Source organism: Anaerohalosphaera lusitana, from assembly GCF_002007645.1.
Taxonomy (GTDB): Bacteria; Planctomycetota; Phycisphaerae; order Sedimentisphaerales; family Anaerohalosphaeraceae; genus Anaerohalosphaera; species Anaerohalosphaera lusitana.
Genome location: NZ_CP019791.1, coordinates 3,569,510 through 3,596,125 on the forward strand (window position 1 = coordinate 3,569,510; position 26,616 = coordinate 3,596,125).

Annotated in this window: 21 protein-coding genes; 2 read left to right on the forward strand and 19 right to left on the reverse strand. The window is 52.4% G+C overall.

The genetic code is table 11. The features are described from left to right. Positions 1-154: 154 nt before the first annotated feature. Positions 155-1,747, forward strand: coding sequence for a retropepsin-like aspartic protease (locus STSP2_RS14380; RefSeq protein WP_146663433.1), 1,593 nt, complete (start codon positions 155-157; stop codon positions 1,745-1,747). Between the two features lie 314 nt (positions 1,748-2,061). Here the strand turns inward: STSP2_RS14380 and STSP2_RS14385 are convergent, their stop codons facing one another. The 10 genes from STSP2_RS14385 to STSP2_RS14430 all read right to left on the reverse strand — a co-directional run bounded on the left by STSP2_RS14385 (position 2,062) and on the right by STSP2_RS14430 (position 13,563). Beyond that, the gene (locus tag STSP2_RS14385) at positions 2,062-3,171 is read right to left on the reverse strand and encodes a hypothetical protein (RefSeq protein WP_146663434.1); all 1,110 of its coding nucleotides are present in this window, start codon (positions 3,169-3,171) and stop codon (positions 2,062-2,064) included. A gap of 316 nt (positions 3,172-3,487) precedes the next feature. Beyond that, positions 3,488-4,921: a right-handed parallel beta-helix repeat-containing protein gene (locus STSP2_RS14390; RefSeq protein WP_169853243.1), complete on the reverse strand. Its 1,434-nt coding sequence runs from the start codon at positions 4,919-4,921 to the stop codon at positions 3,488-3,490. 977 nt (positions 4,922-5,898) lie between these two features. Further along, positions 5,899-6,705 (reverse strand): type II secretion system protein, encoded by an 807-nt coding sequence (locus tag STSP2_RS14395; RefSeq protein WP_146663436.1) that lies wholly within the window; start codon positions 6,703-6,705, stop codon positions 5,899-5,901. 20 nt (positions 6,706-6,725) lie between these two features. After that, a complete protein-coding gene (locus tag STSP2_RS14400) occupies positions 6,726-8,684 on the reverse strand; it encodes an RNA polymerase sigma factor (protein WP_146663437.1) in 1,959 nt (652 codons plus the stop codon). A gap of 626 nt (positions 8,685-9,310) precedes the next feature. Next, a complete protein-coding gene (locus STSP2_RS14405; protein WP_146663438.1) occupies positions 9,311-10,759 on the reverse strand; it encodes a coiled-coil domain-containing protein in 1,449 nt (482 codons plus the stop codon). Positions 10,760-10,783: 24 nt separating this feature from the next. Continuing rightward, the gene (locus STSP2_RS18135; RefSeq protein WP_169852969.1) at positions 10,784-11,317 is read right to left on the reverse strand and encodes a transposase; all 534 of its coding nucleotides are present in this window, start codon (positions 11,315-11,317) and stop codon (positions 10,784-10,786) included. Between the two features lie 11 nt (positions 11,318-11,328). Further along, a complete protein-coding gene (locus tag STSP2_RS14415) occupies positions 11,329-11,823 on the reverse strand; it encodes a helix-turn-helix domain-containing protein (RefSeq protein WP_146659256.1) in 495 nt (164 codons plus the stop codon). A 136-nt stretch (positions 11,824-11,959) separates the two neighbouring features. Further along, entirely contained in the window at positions 11,960-12,493 is a 534-nt protein-coding gene (locus STSP2_RS18140; RefSeq protein WP_169852969.1) for a transposase, read from the reverse strand. An 11-nt stretch (positions 12,494-12,504) separates the two neighbouring features. Continuing rightward, positions 12,505-12,999, reverse strand: a complete 495-nt coding sequence (locus STSP2_RS14425; protein WP_146659735.1) for a helix-turn-helix domain-containing protein — start codon at positions 12,997-12,999, stop codon at positions 12,505-12,507. Between the two features lie 174 nt (positions 13,000-13,173). Then, a complete protein-coding gene (locus STSP2_RS14430; protein WP_146663439.1) occupies positions 13,174-13,563 on the reverse strand; it encodes a hypothetical protein in 390 nt (129 codons plus the stop codon). 188 nt (positions 13,564-13,751) lie between these two features. Between STSP2_RS14430 and STSP2_RS14435 the strand changes: the two genes are divergently transcribed. Beyond that, positions 13,752-14,935 (forward strand): IS3 family transposase gene (locus STSP2_RS14435; RefSeq protein ID WP_418202197.1). Its coding sequence is split into 2 segments (ribosomal slippage): positions 13,752-14,016 and positions 14,016-14,935, totalling 1,185 coding nucleotides; the frame shifts between segments, so codons are not numbered across the junction. 283 nt (positions 14,936-15,218) lie between these two features. Here the strand turns inward: STSP2_RS14435 and STSP2_RS18145 are convergent. The 9 genes from STSP2_RS18145 to STSP2_RS14480 form a co-directional block, all read right to left on the reverse strand. Further along, a complete protein-coding gene (locus tag STSP2_RS18145) occupies positions 15,219-15,407 on the reverse strand; it encodes a ThuA domain-containing protein (protein ID WP_146663440.1) in 189 nt (62 codons plus the stop codon). Positions 15,408-15,508: 101 nt separating this feature from the next. Beyond that, entirely contained in the window at positions 15,509-16,837 is a 1,329-nt protein-coding gene (locus STSP2_RS14445) for a putative oxidoreductase C-terminal domain-containing protein (RefSeq protein ID WP_205847918.1), read from the reverse strand. Between the two features lie 82 nt (positions 16,838-16,919). Further along, on the reverse strand, positions 16,920-18,305 hold the full coding sequence (locus STSP2_RS14450) for a Gfo/Idh/MocA family protein (RefSeq protein ID WP_146663442.1): 1,386 nt from the start codon (positions 18,303-18,305) through the stop codon (positions 16,920-16,922). 39 nt (positions 18,306-18,344) lie between these two features. Then, positions 18,345-19,181 carry a ThuA domain-containing protein gene (locus STSP2_RS14455; RefSeq protein ID WP_169853244.1) on the reverse strand — a complete coding sequence of 279 codons (837 nt, stop codon included), beginning with the start codon at positions 19,179-19,181 and terminating at the stop codon, positions 18,345-18,347. Further along, positions 19,112-20,167, reverse strand: coding sequence for a DUF6807 domain-containing protein (locus STSP2_RS14460; RefSeq protein WP_169853245.1), 1,056 nt, complete (start codon positions 20,165-20,167; stop codon positions 19,112-19,114). Before STSP2_RS14460 ends, STSP2_RS14455 begins: the two co-directional genes overlap by 70 nt. Before the next feature lie 46 nt (positions 20,168-20,213). Next, the gene (locus STSP2_RS14465) at positions 20,214-21,509 is read right to left on the reverse strand and encodes a Gfo/Idh/MocA family protein (RefSeq protein ID WP_146663445.1); all 1,296 of its coding nucleotides are present in this window, start codon (positions 21,507-21,509) and stop codon (positions 20,214-20,216) included. Between the two features lie 393 nt (positions 21,510-21,902). Beyond that, the gene (locus tag STSP2_RS14470; protein WP_146663446.1) at positions 21,903-23,003 is read right to left on the reverse strand and encodes an ROK family protein; all 1,101 of its coding nucleotides are present in this window, start codon (positions 23,001-23,003) and stop codon (positions 21,903-21,905) included. Between the two features lie 18 nt (positions 23,004-23,021). Further along, the gene (locus tag STSP2_RS14475) at positions 23,022-24,203 is read right to left on the reverse strand and encodes an MFS transporter (protein WP_146663447.1); all 1,182 of its coding nucleotides are present in this window, start codon (positions 24,201-24,203) and stop codon (positions 23,022-23,024) included. A 33-nt stretch (positions 24,204-24,236) separates the two neighbouring features. Continuing rightward, positions 24,237-26,540 carry a GH92 family glycosyl hydrolase gene (locus STSP2_RS14480; protein ID WP_205847919.1) on the reverse strand — a complete coding sequence of 768 codons (2,304 nt, stop codon included), beginning with the start codon at positions 26,538-26,540 and terminating at the stop codon, positions 24,237-24,239. Between the last annotated feature and the right edge of the window lie 76 nt (positions 26,541-26,616).

The following is a 26,616-nucleotide window of genomic DNA, read 5'->3' on the forward strand; positions in this document are numbered from 1 at the left end:
GCCCAGCTCCGACCACGGCCCCAACACCTTGCTTTTGCCGCCCCAAAGTCCTATAATGAATATCTGAGTAAAACCGGCACTTGACCGGCCAATATAAGTACAAATTCGGCAAGGGGATGAACATATGTGCAAATACCAATACTCGGACCGGGCGATGAAAGCGATTAAAACCCTCCTCCTGACCCTGCTCCTCCTCTCAGCAACAACATTCGCCGCCCGCAAGGACTGGAAAAGAACCGACGTCAACCTCCGCGCAGGCACCGGCCGCACCATCAAGGCAATCCACCACCCCGCCGACAAACAGATCCCGACCCGCGCCCAGCGCCGCAAACAGGACCGCACAACCGACGACACCTACACCGCGACCGACCAGACCTACACCGCCCCATCCACCGGTACCGCAGTCACCGTAAACGTCGTTGACTCACCCCCCGTCGACGGCTTCGTACCCTGGATCATGGTAACCGCCACCGACAAACGCAAAGACGAACTCGAACTCGAAGCCACCCCGCGAAACTCCATCGCCGGCACATTCCTCTCCGGCAGCCCCGACACATACGTCGTAGGCCTCTTCGACACCGGTGCATCCGCCCACGTCTTCGGCTACGACTCCAGCACAACCCTCGGCATCACCGGCACACACCTCACCGACAACTACACCGTCATCAGCGGCGTCACCGGCTCCGTCGACGCTCTCATCAGCCAGCCCCTCGGCGTCTACATCGCAGGCCTCGACGCCATCGACCCCAACGGCGCAACCTACGACACCTCCAAACTCGTCGGCGAAACAAACACCTCCATCATGGTAGGCACCGAACCCATCGGCCGCCCCGACCTCCCAACCGCCATCGGTTCACCAATGTCCGTCTTCTTCGAAACCTCCATCCGCAACGACATCACCGTCTCCCGCAACTACAACGCACAAACATACACCGGCCCCGACATCCAGCTCCGCAACCACGGCCACCCCGACATCCCGACCTACCCAAACACCATCCCCCTCGAACTCCGCCCCCTCGGCGGCATCAACGTCTCATACATCACCACGGGCCTCGGCGACGACCTCCTCAACCCCGACTTCTCACCGACCGCACCCTCCATCATCACCGGCAACGCCTCCCAGAGCCTCTTCTTCGTCCACAGCGTCGACCTCACCGAAGGCACATACAACGCTCTCGACCGCGACCGCTTCATGCTCGACACCGGCGCACAGGTCACCGTCATCGGCTCACGCGTAGCCGCCCGCCTCGGCCTCGACCCCGCCTCACCCGAATTCGAAGTCGAGATCCAGGGCGTCACCGGCGACATATCAATGGAGCCCGGATTCTACATCGACACCCTCGACATCCCCGCACTCGGCAACTGGTTCCAGGCAACCAACGTCCCCGTCGTCCTCATCGACATCGCATCACCCGAAGGCGGCACACTCGACGGCATCATCGGCATGAACCTCTTCACAGACTGCAACCTCGTACTCCGTGGCGGCGGACTCTTCCTACAGGACGACCCCGTACTCGAATACGAATTCATCGACACCCCCGCCCTCACCGGCGACATCGCCCCCGCAGGCGGTGACGGCCAGGTAAACATCCTCGACCTCCAGACCTTCGCCGCAAGCTGGCTCGCCGTCGAAAACGGAACATACTACAACCCCGCCGCGGACCTCGCACCAACACCCCCCGACGGCTACATAGACTACCGCGACTTCTCCGCACTAGCAAACAACTGGCTAACCACCACAAACTAACCCAGCACCACACACAACCCCAAAAAACAATGTCATTGCGACCAGTGTATCGACGCGGGAATCCCAACCCAACAAAAAGATTGTCACCCCGGCCTCCGAGCCGGGGCCCAGAGAACACGGCGGGCGCGCATGCACGAACCCAACACCAATGAACGCCCAAAACCGCCACCACGTCCATGGCCATAATAAAATAACCGCACGCACCCCAAAAAACATTGTCATTGCGAGGAGCGCAGCGACGTGGCAACCTCAAACGCACTAAAAACCCGGCTCACCCATAACAAGCAAAACACCCCTCCACGATATTTACCACCCTAACCGGCACACTCAAACTGCACACTAAGCGCCTGCACCACACCGCCCCCCGACCCATACGCAAACGGATACAGCAGCTCACCGAACCACCGCCACCTGCCGTCCGCCCCTTTCAGTCGATACGCCCTCTCCGCCGGCACATCCGCCCAATCCACCCCCGACACACTCCCCGCCGCATCAGCGTCATGCGGATGAATAACGCACTCCATCAGCTCCGGGCTCACATGCGCAAACTGTCCCTTCGCATACCCCAGCAACCCCTCCAGATCCTGCCCGACCCACGCACGCCGACCGCTCACCACATCCACCACCGCCAGCGTAAACCCAACCTTCCCGCTCAGCGCCTCCAGCATACCCTGGCACGCGCCCAGCGCAACCTCAGCCTCGCCCTCCTGCCCGCAAACCTCCGCAAGCTCCGCCCGCAGCCGCTCACACTCCGCCCCGCGTTCCTCCGCTGCCCTCTCCAGCTCCGCGATCCGCCCCCTGCTATCTTCGTCCGCCCTCTCCAGCTCCATAACCTCCCCCGCCAGCTCCGCAACCCTGCCGCGAAGCTCCTCGATCTCCCCGTCCTTCTCACGCTCTGCCTCACCCGCCTTCTCGATCTCCCGCTCCCACGCACCAAGCCGACCCCGCAGCCCGTCATTCTCCGCCGCAAGCCGAGCATTCGCCTCCTCGGCCCGCTTCAGCTTCGCCTCCAGCTCCTCCACCCGCTCTCCCAGCCCATCCGCCTTCTGCCGACCGATAAACAACGCCGATTCCTTCTCCTTCGTCAACCGCCCGATCTGCTCATCCTTCCCCGCCATCTGCTCCTCGATCGACCGCCGATCCAGCTCCGCCCGGCAGACCTTCTCCTCCAGCCGCTTCACCTCCCCCGCATGCGCAACCCGATCCTCATCCGCCTTACGCCGAACCGCCGCAAGCTCACCCCGCAGCCCCTCCACCTCGCGAGTCTTCGCCTCCAGCTTCTCCTGCTGAGCCTCCACCCATGCAGCCCGCGCCCGCATCCGCGCACGCATAAGCTCCTCACGCTTCGCAGGATCCAGAAACACCTCCACACCCCCGGCCCGCTTCTCACTCCCAGCCAATACCCGCGACCGTTCACCCGACATATAAGACGTCCCTGTCAAAACCAGAAATTAAAGCTAAAACGAATACAACGACGAAACACGCGACCAAACCCCAAAAACCGGCCCAGCCAACCAAAAAACCAAAGCAGCACCGCCAAACGGGCAAAAAAACAAAAAAACCCGCAAAACAACACCACCACACCCCCTATTATCGGCCACAACCCCAATCAAACTTGAAAGTGGGACAACATACACTAAATCAAGTTAAACTGTCAATATTTTGCATTTATCATGCTAAGAATCAAGCAGGGAATAGGCAGGCCGAGGAAGAGATAAAACAGGCTGTAGTGAACAGGAACTACTGCCAGCATGCTGAGGCCGGTTCCAAATTACACTTCATCCAGTCCGCTGCAAGTACGGCAAGGTCCGTAAAATCAACTTGGCAGTCGTCGTTCAGGTCGCCAGCCAGAAATTCGGTACACCACGGGTCAACTCCGAACGGTGATTTACTTGCAAGTTCAGTGCCGCCGTAAGCGCCTTGGTTTATTCTGTCGCCATTTGGTTCCGGTTCTGAATAGAAACCGCCGGAAGGGTCGCCAGCATCAACACAGGAACTTGTGACTGAATCATTTACCCAGCCGTTTTCAGTCCATCGACCTGCTTCAGACTGTAAATGGTAATCGCCTTCAAGCCATGAATTTTCATCCCAATAGCCTGCCACCGCAAAAAGTGGGTCATGGTGGGTATCTGTAGCCCCCGGCTTCAAACCATTGTAGTTACCCAAGCCATTGGCCCAAATATTATTGAATTTCAAAGTCGTAGGACATCGCTCTGGATAACGATTACTAATACCGTAACTACCATTATTTGTAATTATGCAGTTTGCAATCGTCGCAGGCCCGTAATCGTTTGAGGTCGTCATGCTTATACCATGATACTGATTGCCGACAATTGTGCAGTTTTTTATCTGCCCACTAAATTCATAAAAACCATTGCCTTCGTTACCAGTTACCAGACAATTCACAACTTCAGCGGTTCGGCAGTAGTTAAGCCCTTGGTCGCGGTTTTGTGTAATTTCACAGTTTCGAATTTGTCCGTTACAGTCACTAAGACCGTAAAGAGCATTCTGATTGACTGAACAATTATTTATCTCTCCATCACAGTCTATTAAACCTCTAGACCCATTGAAACTTATATCGCAATCGCGTATTAAGCCATGGCAATCACTTATTCCACCTGAACTATTTTCTACAATTGAGCAATTTTCTATTGTACCTTGGCACCAGGAAATTCCGTACCCAGCGTTTTCTCTTACTTCACAGTTCTCAATAGTAGGAGAGGCAGACGAACCTTGAATGCCTGCGGCCTCATTATTTTTTGCATAGCGTATTACACATTTTCTTATCAGCGGGTCAGAATAATAACAGTAAATGCCTCTTTCACCATTCTCAATAGTTATTCCCTGTAAAATACTGTCCCTATCTTCACCACTGTCGAAGGTAACAGTATTAACGCCCGCAGTCCCGCCGTTAATCACCGTTCCATAGACAGTACCCATATCATCGGGGTTGGTGCCGGTAACTGTAATGGCACGGCCATAAAAATTAATCTGCTCATAATATGTTTCCGGCATCACCTCAACTACGTCGCCATCGCTAGCATTGTTGATAGCATCTTGTATGCTGGTGTAGTCGCCTCTTCCTGTCTTATCAACCACAAGAGTTGTTGCATGTGTTGACGTGGTTAGCAAAAACAATGAAGTTACAACTGAAAGAAATGTGTGTTTACTCATGGTCTCGTCCTCTCCGAAAAATATGACTTGAATTATTTGTAGGGGTAATTTTATCACTAAGCACGTATAAATGCAATATTTTACTTTATGCAATTCCACAATACCGCCAAAATAACTATTCATTCTGTACGGCAGGGTTTAACTAGAAAGGCGTCAGCCACCTTTTTAGTGCATATAAATGATGTATTAACAACAACTTAGGCCTCCGATGCGTGTTTCGCCACGCTCAGCAGCACCATGGTTGAAATCCACCCCCACACCCCAAACTGTCAAGCCCAAACAAAAAGATCATCACAAAACTTCAGCCAACCAAACCAACGAATCAACACCCCCGACCATCTACCGCACCCACCAGCCGCATAATTTCATAGTCCGCTGAGAATGGACCCAACGGAAAGTTCGGAGGCGCGGCTGTGAAATTCTGCGGTGGCCCAACACGAATTTGGACACACGCCACTAGAAATGTTGTCATTGCGAGCGGCGCAGCCGCGTGGCAATCTCAAACGCACAAAAACCCGGCTCGAACATAACAGGCAAAAACATCTTGTTTTTCCTCTGCCTCAGTCGGGAACCCAGCACAAAACAAAGTCGCAAAGCGACCTCCTTATTCTCATACCCCCCCCTCTTCTAAAAATCTCTTCGTGCTCCTTCGTGTCCTCAGTGGTGCAATATACCGAGCAATCCGCCCCTTACACGACATCGAACACCCAGAAATTTCCACCCCACTTTCACCCCAACTTTTCCAACTTTTACCCCATTTCTTCCTGCTTTTCCCTACTTTTGCCCAACTTTTCACCTGCACTTTTTCCAGGGCAAAAACACACCCCATTTTCACACCCAAAACACCAATAACAAACCCCGCCGACCCTCTAAGTTTACATATCCCCGCCCCGAAAACCCTCGCAAAATGACAGAATCCACCCCTCCAAACCGCCCAAACCCCCGTTTCACGCCCAAAACCCACTCTCCCCGCGACACTAATCCAGATCGATCAAAGAATTGTCCAAAGGCTCAAACCACCCCAGATCGTACCGACCCGGCCGACACCCGTCATAATTCTCCCCATCATACCCGGACGACTTGCGAACGTCCACATGCCCGTCCACCCACGCCGCACAAACCCGCCCGCCATGCCGAAAATGCATCGACGGATCCGGCACCCACGTAGGCGTCGCCTCGCCGTAAATCACGAACATATAAGGCTCTATGAACGCATACCGCATCAAACCCTCCCCATTTTCCTCCCTGCTCACCATCGCCGTATCCGTAAATATCAGCGTCTGCCCCGGCCGTTTCACCCGCCCCAACTGCGTGCTGTTGCTCGAATCCGGATTTCCATACCCCGATTTCCATATCCGCGATCCCAGGTACACAAAATTATACCCGTACCCCCCGTTCGCACCCTCATATTTTTCGTGTACCGGCTCCACCTCCATATACCTAACCTTCTGCGGGCACTCAAGTTGCGCGCTTTCCAGGTACGGTGTCAGCAACCCCTTCTCCGGGTCGAATTCGTCATATTTCGACTCCCGCGAACCATACCACCGCTGCAGATTTTCAGTCGTAATATTCAGACCACCGGGTACGGAATACCCGTCATTATCCTCCGCATACCCCTTATTCGCGATCACAAGCTGCCTCAGATTGCTCCTGCAAACCGCCATCCGCGCACTGTTCTTGCACATCCCCAAAACCGGAAACATCATCGCCGTCAGCGCCCCGATTATCGAGATAACCACCAGCAGCTCAATGAGCGTAAAGCCTTTATATAACTTAACTTGCATCACACACAACCGCCCTGCTATTAATCGTCCAGACTCCCCTTAGCCATGTCAAACAGCCACAATATCCCCCTCGGCTCGCGCTTCGAAAACCACGTTTTATCCACCACCGGCATCTCCACTTCCTCCGTGATCTCGCCCGGCACAGTCGGGTAATCAAACTCCAGCACCCCTACCTCAGTGCCCGCCTCACCCTCGAATTCTATCCTGCTTATCTCGTTGGCGTCTATATCGATAGTGAAACTTACCGCTAAGTCGTTATATTCCGGACAGTTATGCAATTTCACGATCCGCTTGAGATGCCGGTATCCATCATACTCATAGTTCTCAACACTGAACGGAATCCACAGTTTCGCCGCCTCCCGCCTCACCAGATCGATCGTGTGCAAACCATACCAAGGCCGGATCAAACCCTTGAAAAAGCTCCCTGCCGGATATGACGTGATCACCTCGTTATCCGTATTTACCACGTATGCACCTTCCGGCGAGTCCAGAACGCGGTAACTGTCGCCCACAGCAAGGTTTAGCATCGGCGGATGCTCTCCCCGCGTACCGAAAACGAACGGTATCCGGCACCGCCCGTACACCTCCTGGCCGTTTATTTTCCCCGAAATTTCATACACCGTCCACCCCTGCTGATGGATCGCATCCCGCTCATCCACAACTTTCGCATCCCTGTGCCATTTATACTTAAAATCGCCGAATTCAGTCTCATCAAAGCTGTTCGTTTCAATACCGGACACGAAATCAGGTGCATTTATGAACCTGTGATCGATTATTTCCTTCAAAAGTCCGGTCTTAGCATCGCGGATGTACTCAACGCCCTTTTCCTCACCCTCCATGCTCTCCAGAAATGCACAGAAATCCTCACTATCGCTCGGAAAACGTGCAGTATTGCGCTTTGCGAGCGGATTATTCATAACATAAATTGTATTCTGGCCCGAATGATAATACCGCTGTCCGTCTTCGTCCAGCAGCCAACTGCACAGCTTGTTCTCCACCTGGGGATCCCACCGCTGCATCATCTTGAACATCGGCCCTTCGATACCTTCCGGGAAGTAAAACCACTGTTCGTATGCGCCTTTGCTCAGGCTTCGACCGACTCGCAGGTTGGCTGTGGGAATGTAAGCCTCTTTCCAGGCATGCTTTATGAAATGGAAGCTCTTGATCTGCGTATCCGGTGCGCTGCCGTAACCTGAGACTGCGGCGCCATTTACAAAAAACGCACCGCCGACAACCGCGACCGAGGCGATCATCATCAGTATGCATGCGCCGACCTTGCTCATGCTCCATCCGACGGTTGTACCCAGCGCGCCGACCTTCAGCGATTCGGCTGAAACCCTAGTCGCCGCCTGCGTAGGCGAGGTAATCTGGCCGAACAGACCCAGCAGTGCCAGGAACATCGGCACGGTGGTTACGCCCTTACGGTGCAGTCTGCGTTTCAGTGAGCATTTGGCGCGGTAGAACTGCACTCGTGCTGCTGTTTCGGAGCAATTCATTATCGACGCTATTTGCTCGTAGGAGAGGTTTTCGTAGCAGCGCAGGGTCAGTACGCTGCGCTGTTTGACGTCCAGATCCGCGATGGAATCCACCAGCGTTTCGGCGATCTCCTTGCTTATAAGCGTCTTGAGCGCTTCGATCCGCTTGTTCTCTAAAGCGTTTGTCAGATTGTTCTGATCGATCGACATTGACGAGTGTTTCTTGTTCGACCTGTAATGGTTCATGGCCTTGCCCCAGGCGGTCTTGTAGAGCCAGGCCTTTATACTGTTCGCGTCGCGCAGATCATTCAGGGATCTGCAAAGCTGCATCATGGTTTCCTGCAGTATGTCCTCGGTCAGGTCCTTGTCGAGCGTCAGCCTGTAGATGTAGCTGCTGAGCTCGTTCTGGTACTTTTCGCAGAGCGTACCTAGACTGTCCTGGCAGCCGTCTTGAGCCCTGGATACCAGTTCTGCAATTTCCTGCTTTTTTTCCGGTGCAGCCATAGTAATAGACCTTTTCGTGGGGATTCGTTACGGTTTTTCTTCACTCGCAGCATAATTTTTGCTGTTTTGGCAGCGTAATCATAGCAGTTATCGAATATTTCGCCTGCCGGGTCGTGTCAACACCACCTGGACACACAGAACGGGCATTCTGTACCCTTCTTGTTTGCTGATCTAAAGGATATTAACTGCATTAAAGGGTAATTGCAAAGATTTTTGGGGGAATGGGGACATTTTTGTTGCAAGTATTACGTAGTGCTGCGGGGGTCTATCTTGTGTGACATGAAGGTATGTACTGGAGCTTAGAGGGCTGTTATATAGTGCAATGAATAAAGGTACCACAACTTGCGGGAGTAAATCGCTATTCTATCGCTGTGTAAGCTGCTGGTTCATTACAGCATAAAGTGGAGCATCCGTTGAGCCGCCGCAGAATTTAACAGCCGCGCCTCCGACGAACTTTCCGCTGGGTCCATTCTCGGCGGACCGTGAAATTATGCGGCTGGTGGTTGCGTTAAATGATCAGGAAATATTGTAAGTGCAGTCACTGCGACGAGCTCGTACTGGGGCGCGTATAAAATATTCGACCCCGGGGTATCAGGCTGTCATGGTTTCTAACCCCCCCCCAACATTTATGCTTCTTCAGGCTCTTCCTCAAGCTCATCGGCAGTTAGAATCGATTGTTCCAATGTTTTTTCAGCTTCTTCTTCTGCTTGCTTTTGTTCTTTGTTAATCTTCTGCAATACAACTTCAATCCCCGGTATAAAAGAAAGTTTTTTCAGTGACTCACTTAAAGCGGCACTCTTATCAAAAACATCAAATATCGGGTTGTCGCTTTTACTAAAGTCTTTTATAAGATTACCTGGATTCTCCGAACTCGCGCTTATAATATTATAGAGAAGCCGCGCACGTAATTCTTTAGAATTATCATCGTCCAAGGCATCAACTTGCTTAGATAGACCTTCAAATGTTTTACTCAAGGCTTCCTTATGTGAATATTCTTCAATCAATCTCTTTGATAACTTAACGCTCTTGTTAGCAGCCATTGCAAGCCAGAAAAGAGGTATGTATATCGGTAGTATCCCAACAACAATCCGCGGTATCTTCAAAATCACTTCCTCCAGTGATTTGTCATTACCCAAAAAAACAATGCCTATTACTACCGGAATAACAGCTGTAGCTGAGAGAAAAAAGATGGACCAATTAAACAATGATCTTGCTTTACCAAGATGCACCTCTTCCTCTTTTCTCTTCCGCTCATAAGCATGACTAAGGCCCGCAGTCATTGCATCAGGTAGTAAACCACGGATTTTAGCCCTTAACCGCTCACCCTTCTCCAATTCGACCGAAAGTAATTCTTCGTATTTTTCGGACGTTTTATTCCTCAACTCATCTAATTCATAAGCAAGTTCTTCGCGTTTGCGTTCTAAAATGTCATAAGCATTTTCCAAGGCATCTTTCGTACCTTCAACTATCTTGCTTTCACCTGTTTCTTCATCTTCATAAGAATAACCAAAAACCTCGCGATGGATGTCCTTGATTGCAATATTCCTTTTTGCTGCTTGGCTATGTGCTATTGTAATTTTTTTATATAATTCTTGTACATCTGTTTCGGCTTTTTCAATGTTTTCATATGCTTCCTGTGCTTTTTTGATATTGTTAGTTAGTTCTTCTAAGTCTGACTTCGCTTGACCATGCTTTTGTTCAAGCAGATCGGACTGCTTCTGTATACTTTCCCGGATTTGGTCGACTTTAGAACTTTTTTCTTTGACTGAAACATAAAGACTATTAATTTCAGGAATAGATTCTTGAAAACGATTAATGTCCTCGAAAAGCTCATTTAACCTCAATTGGAGATCATTTGCTTCTTGGAGAATGGTTTTTGTACGAGTTCTGTTATAAGCAGCCTGTTTCGCCGACCTTTTCGCATCAGCTTCATAATCAGATGTCTTTTTATTCACCTCATTGTCAAGAGTTGCTATGCTTTGTTCGATAGCCTCAGAGGTCTTTCGCAAATCTGTAATTGCTTGCCATATTTTTTTACGTTCTTCTTCAAGATAGTCAACGTGTTCCGACATCATTCTCACCTTCAGACTAGTGCCGTTTCAATTATCTAAGTTTAACTTTTGCTGATTTTTTTTATTGCGATATGCTACGTATCTATTCAGAGCGATTTTAAGCTCATTGTGGTTTTGATAATTAGTTCCGCGTATGACGAATTCCTTAACATGGGTAAACTGACATTCGATAGGATTTAGCCATGATGCGTTGGTCGGCGTCCAGATCAGATGAATATTGTTCTCGCGACAGTACCGCAGAACCTTGTCCTTGCGGTGCGGCGAGAAATTGTCCAGTATCAGATGGATCCGCTGGTTCGCAGGATACTTTTTCCTGGTCAGTTTCAAAACTTCCAAGAACTCCTGATGCCGCTTGCGTGGCCGAACATATCCCCAGAGCTTTTTCTGATGGACATCGTAAAACGCCAGCCAGTGCTGAACGCCGTGTTTGCGGGTATAGGTCGCAGGCAGCCTCTTGGGATGGTCGGTATGACAGTAATTCCGGCCTGGCTGAGGACGAATCTCCAGCGGTCCGAACTCGTCGAATGATATGGTCGGCCCGTTTGAGGCCGGCTGGTTCACATATCTGCGAATTAGTTTTTTTTAGACTTGAGATTGGGGTCGTTGCACTCTTTCCACGTCTTTGTCCGCCGGAGCTTGACCTTCTTTTCACGCAGGATGGTCCTGAGTGTTTCAATGCTGATCGTAGGAACGATCTTTTCCTGGACAAGATATTCACGCAGTTTTTCCAGGGACCACCGCTTAAAAGGGCAGTCCAGAAGATCGGGCGGACATTTTGCAGTCTCGGCAATAATGGCCTTGTCGTCCTCGGTAAACTCCGGCGGTCTTCCCGGCCGGGGCTTGGGCTCCAACGCCTTAAGGCCGCGTTGGTTAAAGTCTTTGATGATGGCCCTGACATGGTGCGGCGAATAGTGAACCAGCTCGGCGATAGCAGGAACTTTATAGCCCTGGTTAGAGGCAAGAATGACTTGGCCGCGACGAATCTTGATTCGGCTTTTGCTGCTGCGGAGTATCCGCTGAATTTGCTGGCCTTCACTGGTACTGAGGTCTCTGGCGTACAGACACATAAGAAATCCCTTTCTCTGCTTGTAAGCGTGAAATTATTTCTTCGTGTCATTCTATATAATACCAGATTATGCATGGCGCAAGTCTTAAATCATGGAAAAGTTAAAATTATATTTTTGAAACGGCACTAGTGCCGTTTCAATTATCTAAGTTTAACTTTTGCTGATTTTTTTTATTGCGATATGCTACGTATCTATTCAGAGCGATTTTAAGCTCATTGTGGTTTTGATAATTAGTTCCGCGTATGACGAATTCCTTAACATGGGTAAACTGACATTCGATAGGATTTAGCCATGATGCGTTGGTCGGCGTCCAGATCAGATGAATATTGTTCTCGCGACAGTACCGCAGAACCTTGTCCTTGCGGTGCGGCGAGAAATTGTCCAGTATCAGATGGATCCGCTGGTTTGCCGGATACTTTTTCCTGGTCAGTTTCAAAACTTCCAAGAACTCCTGATGCCGCTTGCGTGGCCGAACATATCCCCAGAGCTTTTTCTGATGGACATCGTAAAACGCCAGCCAGTGCTGAACGCCGTGTTTGCGGGTATAGGTCGCAGGCAGCCTCTTGGGATGGTCGGTATGACAGTAATTCCGGCCTGGCTGAGGACGAATCTCCAGCGGTCCGAACTCGTCGAATGATATGGTCGGCCCGTTTGAGGCCGGCTGGTTCACATATCTGCGAATTAGTTTTTTTTAGACTTGAGATTGGGGTCGTTGCACTCTTTCCACGTCTTTGTCCGCCGGAGCTTGACCTTCTTTTCACGCAGGATGGTCCTGAGTGTTTCAATGCTGATCGTAGGAACGATCTTTTCCTGGACAAGATATTCACGCAGTTTTTCCAGCGACCACCGCTTAAAAGGGCAGTCCAGAAGGTCGGGCGGACATTTTGCAGTCTCGGCAATAATGGCCTTGTCGTCCTCGGTAAACTCCGGCGGTCTTCCCGGCCGGGGCTTGGGCTCCAACGCCTTAAGGCCGCGTTGGTTAAAGTCTTTGATGATGACCCTGACATGGTGCGGCGAATAGTGAACCAGCTCGGCGATAGCAGGAACTTTATAGCCCTGGTTAGAGGCAAGAATGACTTGGCCGCGACGAATCTTGATTCGGCTTTTGCTGCTGCGGAGTATCCGCTGAATTTGCTGGCCTTCACTGGTACTGAGGTCTCTGGCGTACAGACACATAAGAAATCCCTTTCTCTGCTTGTAAGCGTGAAATTATTTCTTCGTGTCATTCTATATAATACCAGATTATGCATGGCGCAAGTCTTAAATCATGGAAAAGTTAAAATTATATTTTTGAAACGGCACTAGTTTATATCTCTTTTCTTAAGCAATCTTATTGAAGCTAGGTTTACTTCATCCTGTTTTTTTTATTTTAGAGTCTTCCTGCTCCCGCACGATCTTTTCTGCTTTTTTCCTTTTTAGTGCTCTGTTTTCTTCAGACAAATATTTCTTTTTAACAACTTGATACAAACTTCGGGACGCTTTACTAATATCATTTGAAAATTGTAAAACCCCTTTTCTTACGGCCTCATAGTCCTTGAAAAATAAATAGAGGGCACACAGGACAGCTACTACTTCAATAGATCCTTTTTTAATAGCAGTAGTACTCACCTCTATTCTTCCGTATCCAAACCGTCTATCCGCTATTTTTTGTAATTCTTTCGAAGTTGTTTCAAGAACGCTCTTCTTTGAAGTATCGTCTAGTACATGAAAGAACTTAGTTTTAGGAATAGGAAACCTCACCGTTAGCTCGGCAACTGTCCTTGACCCGCCATCTGGTAACCATAGTTTATTAACGATTACTTCAACTCGAGGATATGGCGGCCCAAAACCGCATTCACAGCCTGGTGGCTTGACCCCGAAAAACTGTACCGTTGCTGATTAGAGAGTATCCGTTATAATTTGTTAGTTTTTATGGAAAGGATGCTCTTATGAAACGCAAGAATCACAGTCCCGAACAGATTGTCAAGATGCTCCGCCAGGCGGATGCTGTAATCGGCTCCGGCGGTACGGTCCAGCAGGCCTGCCGTGAGCTGGGCATCAGCGAGGCGACCTACTACAACTGGCGCAAGCAATACGGCCGCATGAAGCTCGACCAGGTCAAGCAGCTCAAGGCCCTGCAAAAAGAGAACGCCCAGCTCAAAAAGCTCGTTGCCGACCAGGCACTGGACAACGCCATACTCAAAGAGGCGCTTTCGGGAAATTACTGAGCCCGGCCCGGAGACGCAAAGCGGCCAGGCATGTTCAAAAGAGTCTGGCCGTATCCGAGCGTCGGGCATGCAAGGTGATAGGTCAGCCGCGAGCCAGCCAGCGGTATAAACCTCAGCAGCAGCCAACGAACACGGCACTGACCAGCAAGATAATCGAGCTGGCAAAGGAACACCAAAGCTACGGCTACAGGTTTATAACGGCCAAGCTTCGTCAGCATGGCTGGCGTGTAAATCATAAACGAGTTCAACGAATATGGCGAAAGGAAGCATTACAGGTGCCTCACAGACGCAAAGGACGAAAAACGAAAGGCAACAGCGACAACAGCTGCAGCGTGCAAAAAGCCGACTACAAGGACCATGTCTGGACGTATGATTTCGTCAGCGACCAGAGCGAGGACGGTCGCAGTCTGAAGTTTCTCACGGTGCTCGATGAGTTCACGCGTGAGTCGCTTACGATAGAAGTAGGCAGGTCGATCAAGTCGGGCGATGTGGTTGAAACGCTGGAATACCTGTTTGCGGTCCGAGGCGTGCCTGGGTTTATACGTAGCGACAACGGGCCGGAATTTGTGGCTAGTGCGATCAAGAAGAAGCTCGGCAAAAAGAACGTCGAAACGCTTTATATCGAGAAGGGTCAGCCGTGGGAAAATGGCTTCATCGAATCGTTCAACGGCAAGTTCAGAGATGAGGTGCTCAATCGTGAGCTGTTTTATTCGGTTAAGGAAGCGAAAGTGATTGTCGAACAGTGGCGGATGGAATATAATAACCATCGGCCGCACAGCGGGCTGGACTACGCGACCCCGGCCGAGTTCGCCGCCACGTGCATTGCTTCCGCTTCGCCTACGGCTCAGCTACAGCAATATACGACAGATGAGAAGGACAACTCTCTAACAGTAGCTGGTACATAATTCGGGGGCAGGTCACTGGTGGGTGCTTGTGGGCATTACACATTTTATTTCTCGCAGTGAACTATTTTCGTGGACCGCAATACAAACTGGTGCCTCTGCAAAGTTGAAGAAATCTACGCTGGTTGCCAACGTCTTAGGGATCACAAGCTCAGATTCTCAAGTCAAACCGTTTTCTGGCGTAGGTATTTATACAAGGATTTGCTTTACTTTGCAAGATGAGAATTAAAAGTATGTCTAGATTTCAGCTTAATCTGGTTTGGGGGCTTTTGGGTTGCCTGAACTGTTATTGGGGGGTGCTTTTGGGGTTTAGGGTCCATTTCAGGGTACCGGTCAGGTGGTTTATGGAGTTTTTATCTTTGTAGTGTTTTGGGGGGCCGAGGGCGGTGTAGAATTGTCTGCCGCCGTCGAATTGGTGGCACCAGGCGAGGGGGAAGTAGTCGCCGAAGACTTTGCCGGGGTATCTGGCTTTCATAGCATCTTAATTCACCCCGCAGCCCTTTGTTTCGGCAAGGCCAATGTAATGACCTTGCCGAAAACAGGTTTTAGTGAAATGATTGCTGTCAGTTTTTTTGATCACTTGCTTGCTGTTTCGAGGGCCTGCATGGTTGTGTAATATTTTGCTATCATGTTGGGGACCTCCCATTCAGGCATCCGGCCTTGCTCGAGGAAATTAAGATACTTCTCTGTAACCTGGGCAAAATGTGCTTCATGGCCGACGCGGTACTTGTCGGGGATCACAACTTTCCATTTGCCATCAGTGAGCTGCTCCAGGGCGATGCCCGGGTATTTGTTCTGCAGCGTCTGCTGGACCGCCTTTTTGAGCTGGGCCGCAATTTCGCTGCCGTTTACAGCTTCGACGTAAAGAGTAGGTTTGTAACCTTCCTTTTCGCCCTGCCGGATTATCAGATCGGCACGATTGCCACGCATTATGGAATAGTGAGTGTCGCCGGCTCCTTCGGGTGCCTGATAATTCCATGCAACTGATACCTTCGCGTGAACTCCATTGATAACGTAGTTCATTTCACCATTGGAGTAGACATTGAGCTTGTCGCCTTCAACATACTGTGAAAGATAGTCCGGATAAGGTTCGAGGCCCGTGACCTTGCTGAATTGTTCTTTGGTCATGCTTGTTGTCCACCTGCGTGCGTCAAGCATTTTGATGTCACTTTTGTAATCGATGATCTGGCCGGGGAAGCATTCCCACTGGATCAGGTCAACGAGATGCGTGGACACGTCGGACAGACCTTCGCCTCGCTGTTCGGGATCGAAGAACCAGCCGGGCCTTTTGATCGGGTTGCCCGCTACGTACTTGAAGAAATGGTGCACGCTTTCTTTTGTGACTGCGGGATTGTCGGGGGTGCCGGCAACGAGACCACCAAACAGCGGTTCGATCTGTGAAAGCTCCTTCTGGAGAATTGTAGTGATCTCATAGCGTTCGGTCATGATGTCATAGAGCAGCACATCGTTTTTCTCGGCAGTATCAAATGCTTCGAGGAGGAGATCGAATTTTTCAGGAATGATCACCATCGGCTTGTCAGCAAGAACATTGAAGCCGGCGTCGACTGACTTGTAAATGTAATCGGTTTTTTTGCTGTTGTTGCCGGAGACAACGACCACGTTGCCCTTTTTCTGATCAATCATTTTCTGAAGGAAATCGTCGCCTGTGTAAACCTTTTCCGTCCAGTTAGTCGGAGCCTGGGTGCGCGTGTTGAATCCTTCGATGCGTTTGAGGTGATCCTTTACGTCGGGTCCTTCAGGGGCGTATACATTGACTGTGGGGGAAACGCCTTCGTACATGGTTTTCTGCACCAGTGCCGCGTGGAAGTGCCCCGGGTCCAGAGTTATGAAGCTTACCTGATCTTCGGACTGAGAAATATTACTGTTTGCACTGCACCCTGCCATAAGAATTAATGCTCCAATCAGAGCCATGGAAATTTTCTGAATCATTGTTTTCACCTGATAAAATTTTGTAAATAAACAGCTTCTAGATTTTGACATAGTTTGTGCCGTAAGGATAGCGTTGATCCCTGGCCAGGCGGTGGTTAGCTTCATCGTTGTCGATGAACTGCTCACGGTGCGGGTCCCACTGCAGTTTGCCGGGAAGCTGCATGGCGATATGATTGAGCAGGCACGCACTGCAGGAACGGTGGCCGACTTCGGCAGGAGCAACGGTCTCTTTACGGCTGCGGATGCTATTGAGCCAGTTGAGGTGCTGCTCGGGGCTTTCGTAAAGATGAACATCGTTGGGGCCAATTTTGTGTTGCAGGATATCAGGGTCGCTCACCTGCATGGCTTTGTTGTTTGGGTCACCGGAGACGGGATCGCTGGCAGTTACTTTTGCATTGCCGCGAGAAACGAAAATCCATCCGTTTTCACCTTCGAATCTGACGCCGTTGGGGTGTTTGCTGCTGACGTGCATAGTGACGCCGTTTGCGTACTTTGAATAGGTATCAAAATCGCCGTGTACATTCCAAAGGCCTTTCTGCGGGAATTCGCCTGTGCCTTCTATTTCGATCGGGCCGGTGTGTTCGGTACCCATGCCCCAGTGGGCGGTGTCGATGTGATGTGCACCCCAGCCGGTGATCATGCCAGCGCCGAACTGACGCACGCGGAGCCAGCCTGGGCGGCCGTAGCCCTTTTGAGGGTGGACACGTTTTTCGGTGTAAAAGATGCGAGGCGTGGATCCCAGCCACATGTCATAGTTCAGATTTTTCGGTATTTCCATTCTGGGCCAGAAATCGCCTGCCGGGTCCGTGCCCAGACCAACCTTTACGTGTTTGACATTGCCGATAGCGCCGTTGCGAACCAATTCGCAAACCCACTTAAACTGCGGCCAGGGGTTTACGGACCGCTGCTGGCTTCCCATCTGGAAAATGCGTCCGGTCTTATTGAGCACGTCGCTCATCTGCCTGCCTTCTTTGATCGTAAGCGCTGCGGGCTTTTGCAGGTAGATGTCCTTGCCTGCCAGAGCCGCTTCCATGGCGGGCTGAGCGTGCCAGTGGTCGGGCGTGGAAATGATGACTGCATCGATGCTTTCATCAGCCAACATTTCGCGGTAATCCTGATAGGCCTTGACGTTTACATAATTGTCCTTGCCCGTCTTCTTGCTGTAGTAGTCCTCGATCCATTTTTTGCCGTCCAGTGCACGGTCCATGTCGACGTCAGCTACAGCGACAACTCTGCACATATCGTGCTTCATGGTCTCAGGGAGATCGTGGCTTCTTGCGATCCGGCCGAAACCAATTTGACCAATGTTTATTTTGTCGTTTGGGGTAGTTTTGGCGAAAACGGCAGAAGAAACTATGTTTGGCGCATATACCATTGTGCCAGTTGCCAGCAAACCGCTCTTTAAAAAATCTCTGCGCTTCATAGAAAAACCTCTCTTTCTTAGAAATACATTGGTCCAGTATCAGTTATTATCAGCGACAGCCTCTTCATCCAGGGCCCACTTGATCCCGCCGGTCAGGTGGTTTATGAAGTTTTTGTCTTTGTAGTGTTTGGGGTCGTGGCCGAGGGCGGTGTAGAATTGTCTGCCGCCGTCGAACTGGTGGCACCATGCGAGGGGGAAGTAGTTGCCGAAGACTTTGCCGGGGTATTCGTCTTTTTTGCTGTCTTTTACGGTTGTCATGTCGGCGGCGAGGAGGACGTGGATGTCGGGATTGAGGTTGTCGAGGTAGTAGCATTCGTCTTCCCACTTCCAGACGGCGGGGAGGGTTTCGGTTGCGGGGTTGTCGGAGTCGATCACCTTGATGTCGAAGGGCTGGAACGGTGGGTGTCTTTTGAACTTTCCGCCGACGTTTGCCCAGAACCAGGGCCAGGAGCGTTCTGAGCCGCAGGCGGAATGGATGCCTACGAATGCACCGCCCTGCCGGATGTAGGTTTGGAATGCGCTTCGCTGGTCGTCGGTTGTGAAGGCCTGGTTGTTGGTGTTGGAGAAGACTATGACGTCGAAGCGACTGAGGTCGGTGTCGAAAACGGCTGCGTCGTCGGTGGCGTGGGTGGTCCAGTTATTGGTTTTGCAGATATTTTCGAGGCATGCGACGCTTGCGTCGATGTTCTTGTGGACGAAGCCTTTGCCGTTGCGGGTGTAGATGAGGATGTGTGCGGCGGGGTTGTCGTCGGGCTGGTTTGCGTGCGATCGACCGGCGAGGTGGATCGAAGCGGCGATCATGAGGATCAGTCCGAGGGCCGTGGTGAATTTTGCTGTTGAGTGACGTTGTTTTGTGGTGCTGCGAAATTGTGCCATAATGCCTCCGCTGTTTGGGTATCGATTTTGCCGTCGTAAACTATCATTCGGTATTTTAGTGTGTATTCTTTGCCGGGTTCGAGGATCCATTCTTTGTGGCGGATGGGGCAGAACTCGAAGAACATATCGCCCCTGCCGCCGACTGAGTTTTCGGGCCAGACACGCATGGGTTCGGGGTGCCGGCGGTTGTCGGGGTGGCTGAGGAATAGGATGCCGCTGGTTTGCTGGGGGTCGTCGAAGCTGCCGGTGATGCTGCACCAGCGGGCACGGGTGCCGTCGGCGTCGGTGCGGGTTTTGCCTTTTGAGGTGAGGACGGTGGTGTTGTCTTTTTGCCACTGTTCGGTGGCGCGGAAGCCGAGTCCGCCGCCGTAGCGGTACTGGTCGAGGGTGATGGGTACGTCAAGGACGTTTTTGAGGGTGGAGGTCAGGTCGACGACCCATGCTTTGCGGGCGTGGATGGTTGTGGCTGAGGCGCGGACGGTCCATGTTTCGTCGATGGCGGTGCGGGGTGCGTGTGGGCCCTTGAGCTGGACGTGGTCGTGGCGGACGGTGAAGCCGCAGCGGTTGGGGTCGGAGGTTGTGGATTCGATGCGGTTAAAGCGGACGGTTCCCTGGCCCTTGCCGAGGTTCCAGAAGTCGACTTGCCGGCCGGCGATGCGGGTTTTGGTCCAGGGGTTCCAGATGCCGTAGTGGTGGTAGTGGTCGGGCGGCTGGATGCGGGTGAGGACGCGGCCGGTGGGGGAATAGAGCGGGTGGATGAAGGCGCTGCGGCGATAGAGGGGGTCGACGTGGTCGGGTACGGGGTGCGTAGCGTGGTGGTAGGTGAGGATGTTGCTGCTGTCGTGGGAGAGCGTGATGGTTTCGGCGTTTTTCTGGACGGCGAAGGTGCCGGATGTGCGCGGTGCGGGGGATGCTGCGGAGGAGGCGGCAGCGATGATGCAAGTCAGCAGAAGGCTCCGGTTTGCCGTGAAACGCTTGATGTTCATGAGTATTTTCTCCTTCGGGTCAAATGTGCTAACCATGCCGGCCTGATCAGACGGTCCAGGGTTGGCGGTGTTCGTAGTCGAGCATTGCGTTTGCCTGGTCGTCATTGACGAAACGTTCGGTTTTGGGGTCCCACTGCAGAGGACGGCCGAGCTTCATTGCGATGTGGTGGATCACGCAGACGGTGTTCGACCTGTGGCCGACCTCTACGGGGGCGAGGGGGTCCTTGCGGGATCGCATGCAGTCGAGGAAGTTGCCCATGTGGTTGTTGCTGACGGGGAGCTTGACGTCGGTATCGCTCAATTTTTCGCGGAAGATGTTCATGTCGTGGGCCTTGAATGAGCCGCGTTCGACCCAGATCCAACCGTCGGTGCCGATGAACTTGACGCCGGGGCTGCCGTTGTGTGAGGTGAGCTTGACTCCGTTGGCGTATTCTGCATCGGCGGTGAAGGCGGTGTGAACGTCGAAGAGTCCGCGGTCGGGGTATTCGGCCTGGGCCTTTACCTTGACGGGGCCGGAGTCCTTGTCGGTGCCCATTGCCCATTGAGCTATGTCGTACATGTGAGCGCCCCAGCCGGTGATCATTCCGTGACAGTACTGGCCTATCTGGAGCCAGCCGGGGCGGCTGAAACCGTTCTGCGGGTGTACGCGATGGTCGGTGTACGGGACTTTGGGGGCGGGGCCGAGCCACATGTCGTAATCGAGGTTGGCCGGGACGGGCATGGGTGATGCGTCGGCTGTGCCGTGGTCGGTTGGTATGACGACTTCGATCTTCCGGAGCTTGCCGATGCGTCCGTTGCGGACCAGTTCGCAGGACTTGCGGAAGTAGACGCTGGATCGCTGCTGGGAGCCGGTCTGGAGTATGACGTTGTTGCTGCGAACAGCTTTGACGAGCTTTCGGCCCTCGGCGATGGTGTAGGTGAGGGGCTTTTGGAGGTAGATGTCCTTGCCAGCTTTGGCGGCGGCGACGGCGATCAGAGCGTGTGAGTGGTCGGGGGTGGAGATGGTGACGCCGTCGATGTCTTTGCGGGCGAGTAATTTTCGATAGTCGGTGTATGCCTGTACTTCGGTGAAATTGCCCTGACCGAGCTGTTTGGTGTAGATGTCTTCTACGGCTTTTTTGGCGGCGAGGGCCCTGCTGCGGTCGACATCGCAAACTGCGACGATTCGTATGTTTCGCTTTAGGCCGTTATAGAGGCAGCTTTTCATGTCGCCTCGGCCCATTCGGCCGGTGCCGATGGATGCCATGTTAAGGCGATTGCTGGGGGCGTCGTTGCCGAGCACGCTGGACGAGAGAAAAAACGGAACAGAAACTGCTGCCTTGCAGAAATCACGTCTTCGCATAGTTATCCTTTGTAACCTCAGTCAAAACTTTAACTTGCGGCATATGTCCCTTATCGCAGGGTTTGGTTCAGAGTCCTTTCAAAAGTCGGACCTGTCTTTAGCTGGAGCCGCTCTTTATTACATAAGATCAGTGTTTAACTACACTTACATCGAGACTGCAAGCGATGTAAATAACACTAGACTGCTGCATGATAATAATATTTCAAGACTAAAGCAATAAAATTAACTGGATAACTCAGCGCTTAACTGTCTTAACGGAACCCGTATTTTCAGGATAACGCCGCTGAGTAGTATATTGGTGGGTCCCCTGCTTACCCCATCCCTCGTTCTGGTTTATTTAAAAAAGGACTCACGAGTTAACGCGAGTCCTTTAATAGCTAGTACAACTGCAAGTTACTGGTCCAGTTGGCTTAGGGCGAAGGCGTAGGCGCCGATGGAGATGGCCTGGCTGGTGTCAAGGACGGCTCTGCCGAGGCCGAGGCGTTTCATGGGGTCGTACTTGATGGTTTTCTGGGTGCCGGGGACCTGGACCTCTTTGATGTCGCCCTGCATGAAGCGCTTTTTGTCTTCGGGGTCCTCGAGGTCGAACGACTTCTGGACCATGCGAGGGAGTTTGTCGCCAGCGAGACTATCGATAGTTCCGTTCATTTCTTTGAGTACCGAATCGATGAACAGCGGGTATGCGGCAGAGAGGCCGCCGCCGATGACGATCGGACAGTCGAGCAGGGAGATTGCGTTTGCGAGGGCATCGCCGACGCATTCGCCGAGTTCGGCAAACGCCTGCAGTGCCGCATCCTTGTTGCCGTCATGCTTGCCGGTGCCGATTTCGTAGATGTCCCTGGGTTCGGGTGCGTCTGCAGGGTCGATACCGGTGATGCGGGCGTAGGTGCCTTTTACGGCGCGGATGCTGACGCCCTCTTCGGCGAAGCATTTGGGGTGGCGTTTGCTGCGAGTGATCCAGATCTCGCCCGCGGTGGAGTTGTCGCCGATGTAGAGCTCTCCGTCGGCGACAATGCCGCCGCCGAAGCCGGTGCCGAGCGTGATGCCGAACAGCTTGTTGAAACGCTTGGGCGAGCCTGCATCTTCGAGCATTTTGTTAACCTTGGGCAGGAAGCCGGCGATCGCTTCGCCGTATACGAACAGGTCGCCGTCGTTGTTGATGTAGACGGGCATGTCGAATTTGTCCTCAAGGAACGGGCCGAGTGCGACGCCGTGGTAGACCTTGAGGTTCGGCGGCGCTACTATGATGCCCCTGGGATAGTCAGCGGGGCCCGGGAAGGCGAAGCTGATGGCTGCCGGTCTGGTGTCGAGCTGGTCGATCACCTGCGAAAAGCCGGCGACCATAGACTCGAGACTTTTGTCGAGATCGTGGGCGTTGGCGGGCAGGCGGACGGGAGTTGCGATCTCTTTGTTGGCCTGCATGGCTGAGAATACGAAGTTTGTTCCGCCTGCGTCGAGTGTCAGTACAATGCGTTGATCGTCTGTCTTAGTCATAAATTATTCCTTTTTCGCTTATGGACTTGGTACGGCTTCTTCGACCATTTCTGCTTGTTTTGGCTTGTCGTTCTGCAATGACAGTATCGTCAGGTAGACAAAGCAGACGACTGGGACGATAAAGGCTCTGGGGCCCCAGTCGAGATCGACGAACTTACCCATCAGAAGCGGTATCAGTGCACCGCCTGAGATGGCCATGCACATAAGGCCGCTGAGTTCGCTGCCGCGTTCGGGATCCTTCTCGACGGTGATCGAAAAGAGCATGGGCCAGATGTTGGCAAAGCCGAAGCCCGCGAGAGCAACACCAACGACAGCAATGGAGGAAACGCCCGTGGTCAGGATGATCGCGCCTGCCAGGCCCATTGCAGCGGAGACGCGGAAGAATGTTCGGGAAGTCATGAAATTGAGAACTGCGCCACCTATGAGACGACCGATGGTGAGCAATAGGAAGAAGAAGCCGGGTCCGAAGCTGGTTGCTTTGTCAGCGGAGAGGCCCATATTTTCGAGCAGAGGCTTGAGGAACCTTGCCATGCACACCTCGGAGCCTACGTAGAGGAATATGCCGAGTACAGCCAGTGCAAAGACCGGTTTTTTAAGAAGCGAAAGGCTGGAGCCAATGTTCGGGGGCGTGTCGGGCTGAGTCTCTTTTACTTTGATGCAGGCCACCCAGATGAACGCACCTGCCATAAGCAGTGCGAAAAACGGGAAAACACCGCGCCAACCCATAGAGCTGAACAAAGCAATGCCGGCGATAGCGGTCACCAGGTAGGTAGAAGCCGTGCTGCCGATGCCCTTGAAGCCCTGTGCGAAGCTGAGGTTTCGGCCGTAGTTGCCCTCGGCACTTACGTCGTGCATGATGGGGTTGCCCGCGACCTGCAGGAACGTGGTACCTACGCCGAGTGCGAAGATGCACGCCAGAAGCAGCGCGAAGTTCGGAACGATGAAACAGGGAACAGCCATTGCGACGACGTTGAGGCCCAGACCGAGAAGCAGCAGCTTCTTTTTGCCTATGCGGGCAGCAAGCAGTCCGCCGGGGACGCTGAATACCGCGAAAGCGATAAATACGAAAAATGACAGCAGCGTTGCCATCACGTTGCTAAGTTCATAGTTCTCTTTTACTGCGTCTGACATGGGGCCCATTGCGTCGGCGACACCCATGGCGAAGAACGTCAGAAGTATTGGCACTGTCTTCATTCGCATGATAGTTTTCCTCAATAATTAACTTCTAAAATATTATTTGGCAGTTATATGCCCTGCTGTTGCCTGTTTGCTGTTATTAAACAAGGGTGAGCTGGAGCGATTCTGAGGCTTTGAAGCGAAGGCGAGGTTTGGCGTGTCGCCCATCTGGAGCACCAGCGTTCCGCCGTTTACGATCATTTCATGAGTGATGTATCCTTTGGTGTAGGGTTTGCCGTTGTAAGAAGCTGACTGGATGTAGATATTTTCGGGGCTGTTGTTTTCGGCACGAATGGTGAAGGTTTCGCCGCCGTCGATCTGGATACGGGCCTCGTCGAGGGCGGGGCTTCCGAGTACGTAGACGCCGGCAGCGGGATGTACGGGGTAGAAGCCGAGGGCGGAGAAGACATACCATGCAGACATCTGGCCGCAGTCCTCATTGCCGCAGAGACCGTCTGGGCCGTCATGGTACATGGTATCCATGATGCGGCGGACCTTTTCGGCGGTCTTGTACTGCTGGCCGGCGAAAGCGTAAAGATACGAGATATGGTGGCCGGGCTCGTTGCCGTGTGCGTACTGACCGATCAGGCCTGATATGTCACTGGAAGCTCCCTCGCTGAGCTCGGAACTTACAGCCCACAGCCGATCCAGCTTTTCTGTGAAAGCCTGGTCGCTGCCGAAGAGGTCTATCAGACCTTCGGGATGCTGGGGGACGAGCCAGGTATACTGCCAGGCGTTGCCTTCGCAGTAATCGTCCTTGCGGTGGGTGGAAGCAACCGGATCGAAGGGTTTTCGCCAAGAGCCGTCGGCCATTTTGCCCCGCATGAACTTAGTGGTCGGATCGAAATATTCGGCGTATGCAAGCGCGCGTTTGCGGAAGTATTGGGCATCCTCGGTCTTGCCGAGCTTTTCGGCCATTAGTGCTATGCAGGCGTCGTCAATGGCGTATTCGAGTGCCTTTGCGACTGCCTCGTTTTCTTTGTCGCCGGGTATGTATCCCATTTCCTTGAGGAATTCCACGCCTTCGCGTTCGTGCATTGCGGAAGTTTTGATCGCTTCGAATGCGCGTTCGGGATCAAATCCGTCGAAGCCTTTCATGTAGGCGTCCACGATGACGGGAACGGCATGGTAGCCGACCATGGTCCAGGTTTCGTTGCCAAGCAAGTGCCAGACGGGCAGAACGCCCTGCTGATCGTAGATGGCCAGCATGGACTTCACCATGTCGTCTACACGCTGGGGTTCGGTAATCGTCAGCAACGGCTGCTGGGCACGGTATGTGTCCCAGAGTGAAAAGATGCTGTAGTTTTCGAATCCGGGATCGGCATAAACTTTCTTGTCCGTGCCGCGGTACTGGCCGTTGCTGTCGTTGAACAAGACCGGTGCGATCATCGTGTGGTAGAGTGCGGTGTAGAACGTGCGTTTAACGCTGTCGCTGCCACTTTCGATGTTAATACAACTAAGCTGCCGGTTCCACTCTTCTCGTCCCTGTTCGACAACCCGCATAAAATCCCAATGAGGCATTTCGGTGCGGATATTACCAAGAGCGTTTTTAACACTGACCGGAGATATTGCGACCTTGAGCAATACCGGTTCGGAGTCGGCATCGAGAGTGAATACGCCCTTTATTTTGTTGCTTTTCGTGGTATTGGTTTTCAGCTTGCGAGCGCCATCATAAACCGTGAAGCTTCGGGGGCCGTTCTGGAATTTCATTGCGAAATAGACCCGCTGGTCCTTTGCCCATCCTGTGGAGAAGCGGTATCCGCCGAAGGTGGTATCGTCAATTTGCCTGATATATGTTTTAGTCGCGTGGTCGGTGTTTCCCTGCTGGAGATCGACGATGACGTGTCCGGTCTTGTCGGCTGGGAAGGTATATTTGTGCATGGCGACCCGTTCGGTGGCTGTGAGATCCACCTTCACGTCGTAGTCGTCAAGCTTGACGGAGTAGTGCGAGGGCCGAGCGGTTTCGTTGTCGTGGCTGAAGCGGGATGCGTATCCTGAATCGGGGTCCGCGTCGCTGCCGGGCTGGGTTTTGATCTCGCCGGTAAAGGGCATCATCATGATATCGCCGAGGTCGCCGATGCCGGTTCCGCTGAGGTGCGTGTGAGAAAAACCGACCAGGACGGAATCGGAATAATGATAGCCGGAGCACCAGTCCCAGCCTTTATTGAAACCATTCGGCCCGGGTTGGATTGCGCCGAACGGGACCGTGGCGGCAAGGAATGTGTGGCCGTGTCCTGAAGTACCTATGTACGGATCGACATACTGAACGACATCCTGAGACTTTGCGTGAACGCCGCAACCGGATATCATTGCAATGCCCAGGAAAACCAATATTATTGTTGTTGCTTTATTGTGCGTCATTTTTGTCATTCCTCTCTTTGTGTGCTTTTGGAGTGTTTACTCTAACCTGTAATTTTCTTGATAAACCGTTCGTTTG

Excerpts from the sequence above, each read along its gene's own strand:
- STSP2_RS14415 (WP_146659256.1), bottom strand. The coding sequence starts at position 11,823 with ATGTGTCTGTACGCCAGAGACCTCAGTACCAGTGAAGGCCAGCAAATT.
- STSP2_RS14405 (WP_146663438.1), bottom strand. The coding sequence starts at position 10,759 with ATGATGTCGGAACACGTTGACTATCTTGAAGAAGAACGTAAAAAAATA.
- STSP2_RS14380 (WP_146663433.1), top strand. The coding sequence starts at position 155 with ATGAAAGCGATTAAAACCCTCCTCCTGACCCTGCTCCTCCTCTCAGCA.
- STSP2_RS14465 (WP_146663445.1), bottom strand. The coding sequence starts at position 21,509 with ATGCGAAGACGTGATTTCTGCAAGGCAGCAGTTTCTGTTCCGTTTTTT.
- STSP2_RS14450 (WP_146663442.1), bottom strand. The coding sequence starts at position 18,305 with ATGAAGCGCAGAGATTTTTTAAAGAGCGGTTTGCTGGCAACTGGCACA.
- STSP2_RS18145 (WP_146663440.1), bottom strand. The coding sequence starts at position 15,407 with ATGAAAGCCAGATACCCCGGCAAAGTCTTCGGCGACTACTTCCCCCTC.
- STSP2_RS14470 (WP_146663446.1), bottom strand. The coding sequence starts at position 23,003 with ATGACTAAGACAGACGATCAACGCATTGTACTGACACTCGACGCAGGC.
- STSP2_RS14480 (WP_205847919.1), bottom strand. The coding sequence starts at position 26,540 with ATGACGCACAATAAAGCAACAACAATAATATTGGTTTTCCTGGGCATT.
- STSP2_RS14385 (WP_146663434.1), bottom strand. The coding sequence starts at position 3,171 with ATGTCGGGTGAACGGTCGCGGGTATTGGCTGGGAGTGAGAAGCGGGCC.
- STSP2_RS14455 (WP_169853244.1), bottom strand. The coding sequence starts at position 19,181 with ATGGCACAATTTCGCAGCACCACAAAACAACGTCACTCAACAGCAAAA.
- STSP2_RS14460 (WP_169853245.1), bottom strand. The coding sequence starts at position 20,167 with ATGAACATCAAGCGTTTCACGGCAAACCGGAGCCTTCTGCTGACTTGC.
- STSP2_RS14425 (WP_146659735.1), bottom strand. The coding sequence starts at position 12,999 with ATGTGTCTGTACGCCAGAGACCTCAGTACCAGTGAAGGCCAGCAAATT.
- STSP2_RS14400 (WP_146663437.1), bottom strand. The coding sequence starts at position 8,684 with ATGGCTGCACCGGAAAAAAAGCAGGAAATTGCAGAACTGGTATCCAGG.
- STSP2_RS14395 (WP_146663436.1), bottom strand. The coding sequence starts at position 6,705 with ATGCAAGTTAAGTTATATAAAGGCTTTACGCTCATTGAGCTGCTGGTG.
- STSP2_RS14390 (WP_169853243.1), bottom strand. The coding sequence starts at position 4,921 with ATGAGTAAACACACATTTCTTTCAGTTGTAACTTCATTGTTTTTGCTA.
- STSP2_RS14445 (WP_205847918.1), bottom strand. The coding sequence starts at position 16,837 with ATGGCAGGGTGCAGTGCAAACAGTAATATTTCTCAGTCCGAAGATCAG.
- STSP2_RS14475 (WP_146663447.1), bottom strand. The coding sequence starts at position 24,203 with ATGCGAATGAAGACAGTGCCAATACTTCTGACGTTCTTCGCCATGGGT.